We start from the raw sequence: 15979 nt of genomic DNA on the forward strand, positions 1-15979 counted from the left end.
CCACCGAGACCGGGCCGGGCCCATTGCGCATCGTGAGGGGGGGACCCCGCGATCGCCCGACCCGCACCCGCGGCCGCCGTCCGGGGCCGCGCGGCTGCTCCCAGCTGCCCATGAACCTTGCCTCACCCGAAACGCCCGGCTCGCCCGAGCCGTCCGCGCCCTCCGTCAACACCTTCCAGGTGGACCTCCGGGGTCTTGTGGACCTGCTGTCGCACCACCTGTACTCCAGCCCCCGCGTCTACGTCCGCGAGCTGCTGCAGAACGCCGTGGACGCCGTCACCGCGCGGCTCGCCCACGACCCGTCGGCGCCCACCCGCATCCGGCTCACGGCCACCGGCGACGCCGTCGTCATGGAGGACACCGGCGTCGGGCTCACCGCCGAGGAGGTGCACACGCTCCTCGCCACCATCGGCCGCAGCTCCAAGCGCGACGCGCTCGACAGCGCCCGACAGGAGTTCCTCGGCCAGTTCGGCATCGGGCTGCTCGCCTGCTTCGTCGTCGCCCGGCAGATCCGCGTCGTGTCCCGGTCGGCCCGCAAGCCCGACGAGCCGCCTGTGGAGTGGCTGGCCGGCGACGACGGCTCGTACACCGTGCGGACCCTCCCCGACGAGGCGCGCCCCGAACCCGGCACCACCGTCCGCCTGGAGCCCCGGCCCGGCGCCGAGGAGTGGACCGACCCCCAGCGCGTCGCCGAACTGGTCGGGGACTTCGGGTCGCTGCTGCCGTACGAGGTCACCTTCACCGGCCCGGACGCCACCGACCGGCCGCTGACCGAGCGGCCCGCCGTGTGGGACCGGCCGTACCCGACGCCCACCGCCCGCCGCGTCGCCCTCGCCGGGCACTGCGCGCGCGTCTTCGGGTTCACCCCGCTCGACTCCGTCGACCTGGACCTGCCCGTCGCCGGCGTACGGGGCGTGGCGTACGTCCTGCCGTCCGCCACCAGCCCCGCCGGCCGTGCCGCCCACCGGGTCTACCTCAAGGGCATGCTCCTCACCGACCGGGCGGACAACCTGCTGCCCGACTGGGCGTTCTTCGTCCGCGTCGTCCTCGACACCGACACGCTGCGTCCCACCGCGTCCCGCGAGAACCTGTACGACGACGAGACCCTCGCCGCCGTGCGCGACGCGCTGGGCGGCCGCATCCGCGAGTGGCTGGCCGAGCTCGCCGCCGGTGACCCCGACCGGCTGGCGGCCTTCCTCTCCGTCCACCACCTCGGCGTGAAGTCGATGGCGCGGCACGACGCCGAGCTGTTCCGGTTGATGCTGCCGTGGCTGCCGTTCGAGACCAGTGACGGCCAGGTCACCCTGGACGAGTTCGTCCGTGCCCACCCCCACGTGCACTTCACCCGCACCGTGGAGGAGTTCCGCCAGGTCTCGCCCATCGCCGCGGCGCACGGCCTCGGCGTCGTCAACGGCGGCTACACGTACGACACGGACCTCATCGCCCTGCTCCCGCAGGTCAGGGAGGGCGTCACCGTCGGCGAGCTCGACGCCGGAGCCGTCACGGCCCACCTCGACCCCGTCGACCCCCGGCGGGAGCTGGCCCTCTCCGGGTTCCTCGCCACCGCCCGGGCCCGGCTCGACGCCCTCGGCTGCGACGTCGCCCTGCGCGCCTACCAGCCGGTCACCGTCCCGGCGCTCTACCTCGACGACCGTGAGGCCCGGCACGAACGCGACCGCGCCGCCGCCGAAGAGGGCGCCGACCCGCTGTGGAGCGACATCCTCGGCGCCCTGCGCGGCGCCGCCCCGCGCGCCCGCCTCGTCCTCAACCACAACAACCCCCTGGTCCGCCGCATCGCGGCGATCACCGACGCCGAACTGGCCGGCACGGCCGTCGAGTCCCTGTACGGGCAGGCCCTGCTCATGGCGCAGCGCCCCCTGCGCCCCGCCGACACGTCCCTGCTCAACCGGGCCTTCCTCGGGCTCCTGGAATGGGCGACGCACCCGACCACCACCGCCCGCGACCCCCAGGAGGACGACCAGTGACCGCCGCCGAGCACTCGCCCGAGGCCGTACGCCGAGCCCTGTGGGAGAACGACCGCGCCCCGAACGGCCTCCTCCGCAACGCCCGCGCCGAGGAACTGGTCGCCGCCGCCGAGGCCACCGGCGACCGCGACCTGCTGCGCCACGCCCTGTTCGGCGTCATCCGGGCGTACGAGTACAGCACCGAACGCGGCAGGATGCTCGTCCCGTTTGCCCGCCTCCTCCAGGAGTGGGACCGCGACCCGTCCGCCTTCGACAGCGGTGACACCCACACGTTCCACTGGATGTTCAAGTGGGTCAGCTCCGGCATGCTGACGCTCCCGGAGGTCCCGCTGGCCACCATGGAGCAGTGGCTCGCTGAGATGGAGCGCCGCTACCGCACCGCCGGGTACACCGAGCGGGCCGTCCGCCAGGCCGAGTTCGAACTCGCCGACGACACGGGCGACACGGGCAGGGCGGCGCGCGCGTTCGCCGCGTGGACGGCGGCCGACCGCGACCCGATGGCCAACTGCCACGCCTGCGAACTCAACGACCAGGGCTCCTACTGGCTGAGCCGGGGCGACGACGACAAGGCGCTGCGCACCTGGGCGCCCGTCCTCGACGGCACGAAGAGCTGCATGGAGGAACCGCACCGCGTCCTCGCCAAGTCCCTGCTGCCGCTGGTGCGCACGGGCCGCGTCGACCAGGCGCGCGCGAACCACCTGCGCGGCTACCGCATGGTCCGCGGCAACGAGAGCCTCCTGCCGTCGACCGGCCTGCACATCGAGTTCTGCGCCCTCACCGGCAACGAGGCCCGCGGCCTCGAACTGCTCGCCGAGCACGCCTCCCACCTCGCCTCGGACGGCAACCCGTGGGCCCGGCTTCACCTGCTGACGGGCACGCTCGTCCTGCTCCGCCGGCTGCTCGCCCTCGACACAGGCGACCAGCCGGCCGTCCCGTACGCCGGGCGGCAGTGCACCGTGCGGGACCTGCACGACCTCCTCGACGCGGAGGCCGCGGCGATCGCCGCCCGCTTCGACGCGCGCAACGGCAGCACCGTGGTCTCCGGCCGGCTGAAGGCCCGGCTGGAGCAGGGGCCCCTGCTGGCAGCCCTGCCGCTCGGCGTGCGGGCGGCGCGCCCGGTGCCCGCGGTCGCGGCGCCAGTCCCGGCCACGGCGCCCGGCCCCGTACGGGAGGACGGGGCCGCGCTGCCCGATCTGGTCGCCGAGGCGCGGCGGCTGCGTACCGACGGGCATCCGCGCGCCGACGCCGTCTGGGAGCGGGTGGCCGCCCTCGTCGCACGGTCGGGCGCCACGCCCGACCCGCTGCTCGCCGCGGACCTCCTGGACCAGCGGGCCCTCGCCGCCGGACGCGCCGACGACGCGTCGGCCCGTGAGCTGTTCGAGCGGGTCGCCGCCGCCTACCGGGCCGCGGGCGCACCGGGCCGGGCCGTGCTGGCCGAACTCCGCGCCGTCACCGCGGCGATACGGGCCGGCGCGGAACCCGAGGAGGCGCGCGCCCTCCTCGCGACCGCCGCCGCCTCCGCGGAGGCGCTCGACCCGGCCGACCCGGTGCGGATCCGCCGCGTCGCCGCGGCCGCGCTCCTGCGCGCGAAGCTGGAGGCGATGCTGGACCACGACGCGGACGACCACGGCGCCGCCCGTCTCGACGCCGGCCTCGCCGCGTTCGAGGAGCGGTTCGCGCCGTACCTCGACGCGCCGGGCGACGGCGTGGAGGACCTGCTCGCCGAGGCGGACGAGACCCGCGCCGACCTGGCGTGGCGGGCGGGCGACCCGGCGACCGCCGACGAACTGCTGACCCGGGCCGCGCGGCGCACCCTCGCGGCCGGCCACCCCTGGGAGGCCGTCGCCCCCCTCACCACCCGGGCCCGACTCCTGCTGAGAGTCGGCCGGGCCGCGGAGGCGGAGGAGTCCGCGCGGGAGGCGTACGCGTACGGCGCCGAGCTCACCGCCCCGCACGAACTGGCGGGGGTCCGCCTCACCCTGGCCGAGGCGCTGTACGCGCAGGACGGCAAGGAGGCGGAGGCCGCCGGATACGCCCTGGAGGCGGCGCACTGGTACGACGCGGCGGGCGACTCCGCCGGCGCCGGGGCGTACGCGCGGCTGGTGCTCGCGGAGTCCCTCGGCGAGGCGGGGCGGTCCGCCGAGGCCGCCGAGGTGCTGGAGTCGGCCCTGCCCGACCTGCTGGAGCACGGCGACGAGCAGGCCGTACGGGCCCGCGACGTCCTGGCGCGGAACCTGCGGGCGCTCGGTGACCACCGGGCGGCGGCGGAGCAGTACCTCCTCGCGGCCGAGGTCGCCCGGGGCTGGGACCACCAGGGGGCGCACGCCCAACTGGCGACGCTCGCCGCCGAGTGCCTGGCGCAGACGGGCGGTCTGCGCGACGAGGCGGTCGCCGCGTACCACCGGGCCGTCGAACTGTGGGCGGCCGTGGGCGACCCGGCCCCGCTGGCCCGGGCGCTGCGTTCCGCGGCCTGGCTGGAAGCGGGGCGCGGCGACCGGGAGGCGGCGAGGGAGCTGATGGCCCGGGCGCTGGCGGCCGTGGAGGGCGAGGAGCCGGTGCTGCTCGCGGAGCGCGCCCACACCTGGGCGCAGACGGCGCGACTGCTGCTGGACGGACTCGACGAAGACGCCGAAGACGACGCAGACGACGCAGGCGGGGACGGCGGGGAGTCGGCCGGTGCGGTGCGCCGCGAGGCGGTGGACCTGCTGCGCAGGGCGGAGGAGGCATTCGCCGCCCTCGGCCCGGACGCGGTCGGGGAACGCGTCCGCTGCGCCGTCCACGCGGCGTGGCTCGACCGGGACCTGGGCCGCGCGCCCGAGGCCACGACGCGTCTGCGCGCCCTCGTGGCGGAGCTCGACACCGTTGACACGGAGGAGGCCCGCCAGGTGCTGACACGACTGCGCCGCGCCCTCGACGCGTTCGTACGGGAGGACTGAAGGCGGGGCGCCCGGCCCGGTGGGGCCGGGCGCCCACACCCGACGCCGGGGGAGCGGCAGGGCCCGGGGACGGCCGGGCCCCGCCGCGGTCACAGGGGGGAGGGTTCCGGCTCCGGCGGTCTGACCGGCTCGGCGAGCATCGCGCTGTGGCGTTCCGACCAGTTCTCCAGGGCCGTGCGGCAGGCGTGGTCGAGGTGGTGGAGACCCGAGAGGTCCAGTTCGACCGGACGGTCGTGGGGGAGGGACTCCAGGGTGTCCAGGATCTTCGGCAGGCGCAGGAAGGTCGCGTTGCCGGACAGACGGGCCCGGACGGGGCCGACGCCCTCGTCGACGACCGCCACCCTGATGTGCGACGCGTCCCACGCGGCCTTCGCGACGGACAGGGCGAGGCCGATGAGCACGCCCTCGAACATGTTCACCGCGACGATCGCCACCGCCGTCACCACCAGGATCAGCGCCTCCCCGCGGTGCGCGCGCCACAGCGAGACGACGGCGCGCAGCGGGATCAGCTTCCAGCCCGCGTGGACGAGGATGCCCGCGAGTGCCGCCAGGGGGATGAGCCCCAGGGCGGCCGGCAGCAGCGCCGCGAACAGCAGCAGCCAGACGCCGTGCAGCACCCGGGACGCCTTCGTCCGCGCGCCCGCCTGCACATTGGCCGAGCTGCGGACGATCACCGCGGTCATCGGCAGCGCGCCGAGCACGCCGCAGACCGCGTTGCCCGTGCCCTGGGCGATCAGCTCCTTGTCGTACTGGGTGCGCGGCCCGTCGTGCAGCCGGTCCACGGCCGCCGCGCTGAACAGCGACTCCGCCGACGCGATCAGCGCGAACGCCAGGACGGTGCCGAGCAGGGCGACGTCGCCCAGCTTCCCGAAGGCGTCGAGGCCGGGCGGCTGGACGGCGTCCAGCAACCCGGCCACCTCCACGGTCGCCACCGGCAGCGCGAACAGCTGCGTGGCGGCGGTGGCCAGGACGACCGCGGCGAGCGCGCCCGGCACCGTACGGACCCGCTTCGGCAGGCGCTGCCACAGCACGATCACGGCGATGGTGCCCGCGCCGACGGCGAGCGAGACCAGCGCCGAACCGCTGCCGGCGACCTCCACGACCGCGCCGGGCAGGCCGGTGATCTTGTCCAGTCCGGAGGCGGGCGCCTCCACCCCGGCGGCCGCGTACAACTGGCCGGCGATGATGACGAGTCCGATGCCGGCGAGCATGCCCTCCACGACGGACACCGAGATGGCCCGGAACCAGCGGCCCCACCCCAGCACGCCCAGAGCGATCTGGAGGGCGCCCGCCAGCAGCACGATCACGCCGAGGGCGGGCAGGCCGAACTCGTGGACGGCCTCGAAGACGAGCACGGTCATGCCCGCGGCCGGGCCGGACACCTGGATGCTGCTGCCGCGCATCAGGCCGGTGACGAGGCCGCCCACGATGCCGGTGACCAGGCCGAGCTCGGCGGGCACACCGGAGGCGACGGCGACGCCCAGGCACAGCGGGACGGCGACGAGGAACACGACGAGGGAGGCGGCGAAGTCCTGCCGCAGGTGGGGGAAACGGGACAGCACGGTGATCTCCCGCTTCACAGGGACTCGAAGGCGTCGGTGTCCGCGCGGTGCTCCCGCACGGCCCCCGTGTGCACCTCGTAGTACCAGCCGCGCAGTCTGAGCCGACCGTCCTCCAGGCGCCGCGCGACGCACGGGTACGAGCGCAGCCGCAGCAGTTGGGCCAGCACGTGGTGCTGTACGGCCTCGGCGACGGCCGGGTCGTCGGCCGGTCCCGGCGCCGGCTCGGGCGCGGCGTGCGCCAGCCACTCGCGCACCGCCGGTACGGAGCCGAGGTCGTCGCCCCGGACCAGCGCGCCGACGGCACCGCAGTGGGAGTGGCCGCAGACCACCACGTCGCGCACGCCGAGGACCTCGACGGCGTACTCGATCGTGGCCGCCTCGCCGGTGGGCCGGCCGGTGGCGTACGGGGGAACGATGTTGCCCGCGGTGCGCAGCTCGAAGAGCTGGCCGGGGCGGGCGCCCGTGATCAGGGCGGGGACGACCCGCGAGTCGGAGCAGGTGACGAAGAGGACCTCGGGCGACTGGCCTTCGGCGAGCTTGGCGAACTCCTCAGGGCGCCGTCCGAACGTACGGGCGTTGTCGATGAGGGGCTGCATCAGGTGATTCCTCCTGGCGCGCCGCGATGGCGCGTCGGACCGACGGAGACAGGACCGGGTGGACGGCGCCGCTCAGCAGCGGAAGACCTGGAGGTCGGCCTGGGTGGGCGCGGTGCGGGGTCTCTCCCGGTGCGGCAGGGGGCCGGGGCCGGCCCACCGGTGGCGTTCCGGCGAGGCCGCCGCGGAGGACGGGTGGGCGGCCACCGGGAGGAGGAGCGCGTGGGCGCCGGCGCGGTGCCGGTCGCGTCCGCGCGTCGCGCCGTTGACGGAGGCTCCGGACTGCTCGCACTCCCTCGACCCGGTGAGCGCCTGCTGCCCGGCTGCCGGGGCGTGGGCGCGGTGCGTCTCGGCCCCGGCGTACGGGCCCGCGGCACGGGCCTGCGCCGGGGCGGCGAGGGCCAGCAGGTGCACGACGGCGAGGGCGAGGGCCGCCAGGGGCAGGACGAGGAGGGCCAGGACGGCGGGCGGGGCCGTCCTGACCGGCTTCGACGACCGCATGCGCCCTCCCTCCCTTCCTCGGTCACGGACTCCGGCTTCACCAAGGCCATCTAAAGCCATGGTCAATGGAGAGTAATGTCGGCTGAGGGGGTGGAGCCGTGAAGACACGGTGAACGGAGGGAATTTCCGACGGGAAAGCGCCGCGGGTTGGCGGAAAACTAGATCAGGCTCCAGCGGACGGCGCAGGCCACGGCCTGGGCGCGGGTACGGGCCTGGAGGCGGCCCATCAGCTCGTACACGGTGTTCTTCACCGTGTGCGGCGAGCACGACAGGGTCTGGGCTATCACCGCGTTGCCGTGGCCCTCCGCCATCAGGGACAGCACCGAGTGCTGCCGCGGGGTCAGGCGCGGCGGGTCCGCGGCGGTCGCCCCGCCGAGCAACTGGACCAGCGCGGCGTACGGTACGCGGCTGTCGCCGTGCCAGGCGCCGTACACGGCGGCCGCCAACTGCGCGGGCGTCAGGTCCGACGAGCGGAGCACCGCCCGGACGCCGGATTGCAACGCGTCCCGCAGGCCGGACGCCGACACCGTGTCACAGACCGCCAGGAGCCGGTGGCCGGGGCCGGGGCACAGGGCCACGGCCTCCTCGACGGTCGCGGCGACCGCCACGGTGACCGTGCCGGGCCCGGCGGACGGTTCGATGCCCGCCTGGCGCAGCATCGCCCCGACCCGCCCGGTCGCCGCCGAACGGCCCGTGGCCGGCACCACGCTCACCCGCACGCCCGCCACCGTCGTCGCCGCTGTCACTGCTGTCACTGCTGTCACTGCTGTCATTGCTGTCATTGCTGTCGCCACCGTCGCTGTCGCCGCCGCCGGGGCCGGCGGTGTGGCCTGGGCGAGCGCCGCCGTCACAGCAGCCCCGTCCGCAGCGCGTAGGCGACGGCGTGCGCACGGTTGCGCAGCCGGAACCGCCGCGTGATGTCGTGCACGACGGCCGTCACCGTACGGGGCGAGTAGCACAGGCGCCGGGCGATCTCGTTCGTCTCGTGGCCGTCCGCGACCAGGCGCAGCACCGACCGCTCCCGGTCGTCCAGGCTCGCCCCCGCCCACGCGGGGGAGGACCCGCCGGCGCCCGCGCCACCGGCCTCCGCGTGCTTGAGCAGGCGGTCCAGCAGGTCGGGCGGCAGGGTGCAGTCGCCGCGCGCGGCCGCCAGCGCGGCCCGGGTGAGCCGAGCGGCGTCCGCCTCGCAGCGGCGCAGCAGGCCCCGCGCCCCGGCCGCCAGGGCGTGCAGGGCGTCCCCGGGGGCCAGCCGACTGGCGACGAGGACCACCTCCGGCTGGGACGGGGCCTCACGTACCGACCGCAGGGCGTCCAGCTCGGAGGGGGACACCTGATCGACGGTCATCACGACGACCCGCGGCTCGTCCGCCGCGGTGGTGAGGGCGATCTCCGGACACGCCGACAGAGTGCTCCGGATGCCGGCCTCCAGCACCGGGTCCAGGGCGACGACGCTGACGAGCACGGGTTCTCCCACCGAGTCCTCCAAACATGCGACGTGGTTGCGGCACTGGTCCCAGCGTCCGGCCGGGCCCCGCGCCGGACATCGGGCTCCCGCCCCCACATTTCCGCCCGCCTCCCCACCCCGGAGGACCGGGACGGGGAAGCGGGTACGGCAGGGGCGGGCGGGGAGGACGCCGCGGCGGCGCGAAGACGGTGCCGGGCCCCGCCGCAAAGCCGCCCCGGGGCCGCCGCGGGGCGGGACGGCGGGCGGGTCGGCGGGGCGGACGGGGTGCCGCGGCGGGCGCCGGGAAGCCCGTGCGCGGACGGGCCACCGGGCGTCGTCCCCCACCCCCGTACGCGGCCTGGGGGCGCCTCCGCGGAATATGGGGGAGAGGCCCCCATGCGCCCGCCGCCGGGCTCTGGGAGTTTCGTTGCCGTGACTGACACCGCCCTCGCCCGAGAAACCCGGCTCGGCCCGCTGCCTTCCGCCTGGTGGGCCCCCGGCCTCACCCTGCGGGAACGGCTGACCGCGCCGGACGCCCCCGCACCGGTCGCCGCGCCCGGCGCGGACACCCCGGTGCCGTGGTCCGTCGGGGACGCCGCGGGTTTCACCGGCCGCCTGGCCGCCCTCGGCGTCGGCGAGGACGTGGCCCTCGGACTCGCCGCGGAACCGGCCGGCCGCCTCGCGGCGCGCGCCGCCAAGCCGGAGTGGGCCCGCTTCGTCGAGGGCGCCCTGGCCGCCGGAGCCCGTGCGCCGCACCCGACACGGGACGACGCGGCGCCCGCCGAGGGGCCCGCCGTGTTCCTGCCGGTGCTCCGGCCGCTCGTCACGGCGGCCTGGGCCGTCGCCGCCGCACGGCTCCGCACCTCCCCCGGCGACACCGCCGCGGCCCGCACGGCGTTCACCGCGCTGCTGGGCGACCGGCTGGCCCGCCAGGCGGCCCGCACCCTCGTCACGGAGCTGCACCACGCCCGTGCCGGCGGCCGGCTGACCGGCGCCACCCCGCGGGACAGGTTCGCCGCCTTCCTCGACGGCCTGCGCACCCCCGGCGCGCTGGCCGCGCTGCTCGCCCGCTACCCGGTCCTCGCCCGCATGCTGGGCGAGACCTGCCTCAACACGGCGGCGGCCACGGCCGAGTTGCTGGAGCGCTACGCCGAGGACCGCCCCGCCGTCGTGGCGGAGCTGTGCGGCGGCACCGACCCGGGCCCGCTCGTCCGCGTCGACCTCGGCCGCGGCGACGCCCACCAGGGCGGCCGGTCCGTCGCCCTCCTCCACTTCGCCCGCGGGCGCACCGTCGTCTACAAGCCCCGCCCCCTCGACCAGCACGCGCTGCTGGACCGGGCCGTGGCCTGGCTCAACGGGAAGACGCCCGGCCTGGGACTGCGCACCCCCCGCTCCGTCCGCCGGGCCGACCACGGCTGGATGGAGTTCATCGAGCACCGCTGGTGCCGCGGCCCCCTCGAACTCGACCGGTTCTACCGCCGCCAGGGCGCGCTGCTCGCCCTGCTGTACGCGCTCGACGGCGTGGACATGCACTACGAGAACGTCATCGCCTGCGGCGACCAGCCCCTCCTCGTCGACGCCGAGACCCTGCTCCACGCCGACCTGCCACAGGCGGCGACCGCCGGCCCGGACCCGGCCGCGGAGGCCCTGCGGACCTCCGTCCACCGCACCTGCCTGCTGCCCAGCCTGCTCATCGGCGACAACGGCGCCCTCGACATCTCCGGGCTCGGCGGCGCCGACGGGGAGGCGTATCCCAGCGACGGCATGCGCTGGGAGGGTTCCGGCACGGACGGGATGCGCATGGTGCGCGGCCCGGTCCGCAGCGCCGCCGCCCAGAACCGGCCCGTCCCGGACGCCCGGCCGGTCCGGCACGCCGACCACCGCGCCGCCCTCCTGGAGGGGTTCCGGGACGCCTACGGGACGATCACCGCCCACCGCGGGGAACTCCTCGCCGGCCTCCTCGACCGCTGGGCGGACGGCAGGGGCCGGCTCATCGCCCGCTCCACCCGCCTCTACGCCGCCCTCCTGGAGGAGTCCACCCACCCCGGCGTCCTCGGTGACGCCCTCGCGCGGGAGTCGGTGTTCTCCCTGCTGTGGACCGAGTCCGCCCACGACCCCGTCCGGCAGCGGCTCGTCGAGCACGAGATCGCCGACCTGTGGGCCGGTGACGTGCCCTTCTTCGGCCACCGCCCCGCGCAGGCGGCCGTGTGGACGGCCCGCGGCGCACGCCTCGACGGGGTGCTCCCGCGGCCCGCCCTCGACGCCGCGCGCGGCAAGATCGCGGCGATGGGCGAGGTCGACCGCTACGACCAGGAGTGGATCGTCAACGCGACGCTCGCCGTCGCCCAGGCCAACTCCGGCGCGTCCGGCCCGCGTTCCGAACTGTCCGTGCACCCCGCGGCGCCCGTCGCGCCCGACGCCTCCCGCATGCTGAGCGCGGCCTGCGGCCTCGCCGACGAGATCGCGGCCCGCGCCGTGCACGGCGGCGGACGCGTCAACTGGCTGGGCCTGGAGGAGGTGGCCCCCGGCCACTGGGCGGTACTGCCGATGGGCGGTGGGCTGGCGCAGGGCTACTGCGGTGTCGCCCTCTTCCTCGCCCAGCTCGGCGCCCTCGCCGGCGCGCAGCGCTACACCGACCTCGCCCGGCAGGCCGTACGCCCCCTCCCCGGCCTGCTGGCCGCGCTCGCCGGCGACCCCGCGCTGGGCGCCGCCGCGGGCCCGGGCGCCCTGCACGGGCTCGGCGGCATCGTCTACGCCGTCGCCCGGCTGGCCCCGCTGCTCGACGACGGACTGCTCGCCCACCTGCCCACCGCGCTCGACGCCCTCGAACACGCCGCGTGCGGCGACGACCCGGACGGTCCCCCGGACGGACCGCCCGCCGGTCTCGCCGACGGCCTCGCCGGAGCGCTGGCCGCCGCCCTCGCCGCCCACCGCACCGGCGCGGCACCCGGCGCGGCCGGCCTGGCCCAACGGCTCGCCGACCGGCTCCTCGGCCCGGCGGGGAAGCCCTCCGGCGACCCCGGCTTCGCCCACGGCGACGCCGGTGTGGGCTGGGCCCTGCTGCGGTACGCGGCGGCGTTCCCCACCGACCCCGCCGGAGCGCCGGGGCCCGCCCCGGAGCCGTGCGCCGCGGCCGGCGCCGCCCTGCTGCGCTCCGCCCTCGCGGCCGACCGGGGCGACCCCGGCTCCGCCCGCGGCGACGCGAGCCTCGGCTGGTACGCGGGCCTGCCCGGCACCGCCCTGGCCGCCCTGGACGCCCTGCCGCCCGGCGAGGGGCCGCCCACGGCCGCGGACGCCGACCGGTGGGTGCGCCTCGTCGGCGGCCCCGTCCGACCCGGCGACCTGAGCCTCCGTCACGGCACCCCGGGCGCCCTGGAACTGCTGGCCGCGCTCGCCGCGCGCGGACACGACGGGGCCCGGGAGGCGCTGACCCGCCGGGCCGGCGAAGTGCTCGGCGGCCTCGAACAGTACGGCCACCGCTGCGGCACCCCCGGCCACGTCCCGTCCCCGGGCCTGCTCACCGGCCTCTCCGGCATCGGCCACCAGCTGATCAGGCTCGCCTTCCCGGACGAGGTCCCCTCCGTCCTGCTCCTCGACACCCACCGGCGCGGCTGACCACCGGCCGCCCGGCGCACCGCACCACGACCCCGCACCTCCCTCTCCCGCCCGCCTCGCGAAAGGTGACCACTGCCATGCGGAAGACCCCCGCCACCGCCCCGTCCGCCACCTCCGCCCCGTCCGCCGCCGAGGAGACCACCGCCACCGAGCAGACCGCCGCCGCTCCCGCCGCCGACCCCGCCGGCGGCCTCGCCCTCTCCGGCCGCAACCGGGCCTGCGCCCGCGCCCGCGCCCTGTCCGGCATGGTCCTCACCAGCGGCATCGTCATCACGCTCAGCTCCTTCGACACGAGCGTCTCCCTGCCCAACGTGCACGGCTGACCCGGGCGCCGCCCCGCCGCCGGGACGGTGCGGCGGGGATCGGGCGGCTTCCGTACCCGTTGACCGGTTCGCAGTGGTGAGCACTAGCATGCGTTCATGCGTTCACATGTTCCGCACATCGTCGGGCGTGACCCCCAATTACGGGAACTCGCGCGTACGTTGGGCGACGCGTGCGCACAGCGCGGGCGGGGCGTGTTCCTGGTCGGCGAGGCGGGCATCGGCAAGACCCGGCTCGCCGCCGAAGCGGTCGGCATGGCCGTCGACAACGGGATGCGCGTCCTGCGGGGCCGGAGCACCACCACCGGCCCCGCCGTCCCGTTCCGGCCGCTCACCGAGGCCCTGATGTCGCTGTTCCGCGGCGGCGAACCCCTGGACGACCTGCCGCTGGGGCCCTACCGGCCGGTCCTCGGGCGGCTCATCCCCGACTGGGGAGGCGAGGTCCAGGCCGGCAGCTCCATGATCGTCCTCGGGGAGGCGGTGCTCCGCCTGCTCATCGCCACCGGCAGGGACCGCGGCACCCTGCTCCTCCTGGAGGACCTGCACGACGCGGACCCCGAGACGCTGGCCGTGGTCGAGTACCTGGTGGACAACCTCGACCAGGCCCCCGTCGTCCTGCTGGCCACCATCCGCACCGAGCCCTGCGACGCCCTCGACCTGGCCGAGTCGGCCCGCTGGCGGCGCGTGGGCACCGTCCTCGACCTGGCCTCCCTCACCCGCGCCGAGGTGTCCGCCCTCGCCGCCTCCCAGCTCGGCACCGACGTCGGACGGGTCCCGGAGGCCGCCCTGGAGCGGCTGTGGGAGGACAGCGCGGGCAGCCCCCTCCTCGTCGAGGAACGGCTCCAGTCCATGATCACCAGCGGGTCCCTGGTCAACGGGGACGACGGCTGGAAAGTGGTGGGCGACCTCCGCGGCGACGTCTCCACCTCCCTGGCCAAGGGCCTCCTCCAGCGGATCGACCGGCTCGGCCCCCAGGGGAGGAACCTGTTCTCCGCGGCCGCCGTGATCGGCCGCCGCTTCCCCCTCACCGTGCTCCAGGACGTGACCGGCGTCGACGACCGGGAGCTCCTCAGCCACCTCCACGCCGGGGTCGCCTCCCGGCTCGTCGTCCCCGACGAACCCGCCCCCGACTGGTACGCCTTCCGCCACCCGCTCACCGTCGAGGCGCTGTTCACCCAGCTCACCCCGGGCCGGCGCGCGGAACTCGCGGGCCGGGCGGCCACCGCGGTGCAGGCGCTCCACCCGGAGCTGGAGGGCGACTGGTGCCAGTTGGCCGCCGGGCTGCGCTGTGAGGAGGGCGACGTCACCGAGGCCGGGCGCCTCTTCGGGGAGGCCGGCCGGCGCGCCCTGACGGCCGGCGCGATCAGCTCCGCCGTCACCCTGCTGTCCCGCGCCGAGCGGCTGCTGGCCGACAGCGGTGACGCCACCCGCCGCGCCGAGGTGCTGGAGACGCTGCTGCCGGCGCTCGCCGAGACCGGCGACTTCGACCGGGCCTTCAGTCTCGCCCGCGAGCTGAACGCCCTCGCCGGGACCGACCTGACCGTCCACCGCCTCGCCGCCCTGCACACCCGCCTCGCCAAGGTCGCCCACACCGCCGGCCGCTGGGAGGACGGCAACCGCGCCATCACCCACGCCCGCGCGCTGCTGCGGCGCAGCCCCGACGAGCGGGTCACCGCCCTCGTCGACGTCGCCGCCGCCTACCTGGCCCTCGACACCCCCGGCCCCGACTGCACCCAGAAGGCGGAGAAACTGGCCCGCTCCGCCCTCCAGGCCGCCGAACGCCACGCGCTGCCCTCCGCCGTCTGCCAGGCGTGGGAACTGCTCGCCACCCTCGCCCGGGAGCGGGACTTCGACGAGTCGACCGCCCTGCTGGAGGCCGCCCTGCTCACCGCCGAGCAGCACCGCCTGCCGCTCCAGAGGATGTACGCGCTCACCCGGATCGGCGGCAACAACTGGCTCACCGACGGCAGTACGGGCCCCCTCCTCGCCGCCCGCGAGGAGGCGCTGCGGGTCGGCTCGGCCACCATCGTTCACACGATCGACGGTATCCTCGTCCTCGACGCCGTCCTGCGCGGCGACTTCGACACCGCCCGGCGCGCCGGCGACGAGTGCCTCGCCGTCGTCCAGCGGCTCCGCCTCGCCCCGGCCAGCCGGTACGTGCTGATGGCCCAGGCCACCCTGGCCGCCCACCGGGGCGACCGGCCCGCCATGGAGCGGGCGCTGGTCGCGTTCGCCGAGTGGGAGGGCGCCGGCTCGCAGGAGGAGCCGCTGACCCTCGGGCTCGCCCGGGCCTTCTGCGCCCTCATGGAGGAGGACCGCCCCGGCGCCGTGCGGGCGCTGCGCGAGGTGGCCGAGCTGGAGCACGCCAACCCCAGCACGTACTACCTGAGCGGCCGGTACGGCGTCGGCGTCCTCCTCGACGTGCTGTCCGGGGACGCCGGGCGGCCCGACCAGGAGGAGATCGCCGCGACCGCCCCCGGCCGCATGCGGTGGAACCGGCAGTTCGTGCTGTTCGCCGACGCCGTGCTGCTCGGCCGGGAGGGTCGGCCCGCCGAGGCCGGCGAGGCCGCCGCCGAGGCGCTGCGCGCCGCGGAGCCGTACCCGACCGCCCTCCACCTCGCGCTGCGGCTGCTGTCCGAGGAGGCCCACGCCAACGGCTGGGGCGAACCCGTCGCCTGGCTCCGCCGCGCCGAGCACCACTTCCACCAGACCTCCGTCCCCGCCGTCACCAACGCCTGCCGCGCCGCCCTGCGCCGCCTGGGCGCCCCCGTCCACCAGCACCGCACCGGCAGCAGCCGCATCCCCGAGGAGCTGCGCGCCCTCGGTGTCACGGTCCGCGAGTACGAGGTGTTCCAACTGCTCCCGGAGCGGCTGGGCAACAAGGAGATCGCGGACCGCCTGTACATCTCGCCCCGCACGGTCGAGAAGCACATCGCCAGCCTGGGCACGAAGACCGGCCGGACCAACCGGGCGGCGCTGTGCGAGTTCTCCGTCTCCTTCGCATCCTGACCGAGCGGCCCGCA

Annotated in this window: 10 protein-coding genes; 5 read left to right on the forward strand and 5 right to left on the reverse strand. The window is 76.5% G+C overall.

Annotated elements, in window-relative coordinates:
- Positions 1 to 110: 110 nt before the first annotated feature.
- Together AC07D6_RS24020 and AC07D6_RS24025 are read left to right on the forward strand one after the other, a co-directional pair.
- Positions 111 to 1985: an HSP90 family protein gene (locus AC07D6_RS24020; protein ID WP_479047521.1), complete on the forward strand. Its 1875-nt coding sequence runs from the start codon at positions 111 to 113 to the stop codon at positions 1983 to 1985.
- Positions 1982 to 4921, forward strand: coding sequence for a tetratricopeptide repeat protein (locus tag AC07D6_RS24025; protein ID WP_479047524.1), 2940 nt, complete (start codon positions 1982 to 1984; stop codon positions 4919 to 4921). The genes AC07D6_RS24020 and AC07D6_RS24025 overlap by 4 nt, the downstream gene beginning before the upstream one ends.
- 89 nt (positions 4922 to 5010) lie before the next feature.
- Here the strand turns inward: AC07D6_RS24025 and AC07D6_RS24030 are convergent, their stop codons facing one another.
- The 5 genes from AC07D6_RS24030 to AC07D6_RS24050 all read right to left on the reverse strand — a co-directional run bounded on the left by AC07D6_RS24030 (position 5011) and on the right by AC07D6_RS24050 (position 9051).
- Complete coding sequence (locus AC07D6_RS24030; RefSeq protein ID WP_479047526.1) at positions 5011 to 6483, reverse strand: SulP family inorganic anion transporter; 1473 nt, start codon at positions 6481 to 6483, stop codon at positions 5011 to 5013.
- Between the two features lie 14 nt (positions 6484 to 6497).
- The gene (locus tag AC07D6_RS24035; protein WP_479047528.1) at positions 6498 to 7079 is read right to left on the reverse strand and encodes a carbonic anhydrase; all 582 of its coding nucleotides are present in this window, start codon (positions 7077 to 7079) and stop codon (positions 6498 to 6500) included.
- A gap of 72 nt (positions 7080 to 7151) precedes the next feature.
- Complete coding sequence (locus AC07D6_RS24040; RefSeq protein WP_479047530.1) at positions 7152 to 7577, reverse strand: hypothetical protein; 426 nt, start codon at positions 7575 to 7577, stop codon at positions 7152 to 7154.
- Between the two features lie 158 nt (positions 7578 to 7735).
- A complete protein-coding gene (locus AC07D6_RS24045; protein WP_479047531.1) occupies positions 7736 to 8332 on the reverse strand; it encodes a LuxR C-terminal-related transcriptional regulator in 597 nt (198 codons plus the stop codon).
- Between the two features lie 92 nt (positions 8333 to 8424).
- Positions 8425 to 9051: a helix-turn-helix transcriptional regulator gene (locus AC07D6_RS24050; RefSeq protein WP_479047533.1), complete on the reverse strand. Its 627-nt coding sequence runs from the start codon at positions 9049 to 9051 to the stop codon at positions 8425 to 8427.
- 402 nt (positions 9052 to 9453) lie between these two features.
- Between AC07D6_RS24050 and AC07D6_RS24055 the strand changes: the two genes are divergently transcribed.
- The 3 genes from AC07D6_RS24055 to AC07D6_RS24065 all read left to right on the forward strand — a co-directional run bounded on the left by AC07D6_RS24055 (position 9454) and on the right by AC07D6_RS24065 (position 15965).
- Positions 9454 to 12636 (forward strand): type 2 lanthipeptide synthetase LanM family protein, encoded by a 3183-nt coding sequence (locus AC07D6_RS24055; protein ID WP_479047535.1) that lies wholly within the window; start codon positions 9454 to 9456, stop codon positions 12634 to 12636.
- A gap of 77 nt (positions 12637 to 12713) precedes the next feature.
- Positions 12714 to 12959 (forward strand): hypothetical protein, encoded by a 246-nt coding sequence (locus AC07D6_RS24060; protein WP_479047536.1) that lies wholly within the window; start codon positions 12714 to 12716, stop codon positions 12957 to 12959.
- 96 nt (positions 12960 to 13055) lie between these two features.
- Complete coding sequence (locus AC07D6_RS24065; RefSeq protein WP_479047538.1) at positions 13056 to 15965, forward strand: helix-turn-helix transcriptional regulator; 2910 nt, start codon at positions 13056 to 13058, stop codon at positions 15963 to 15965.
- The last annotated feature ends 14 nt before the right edge of the window (positions 15966 to 15979 follow it).

Source organism: Streptomyces sp. NPDC045287, assembly GCF_056432325.1.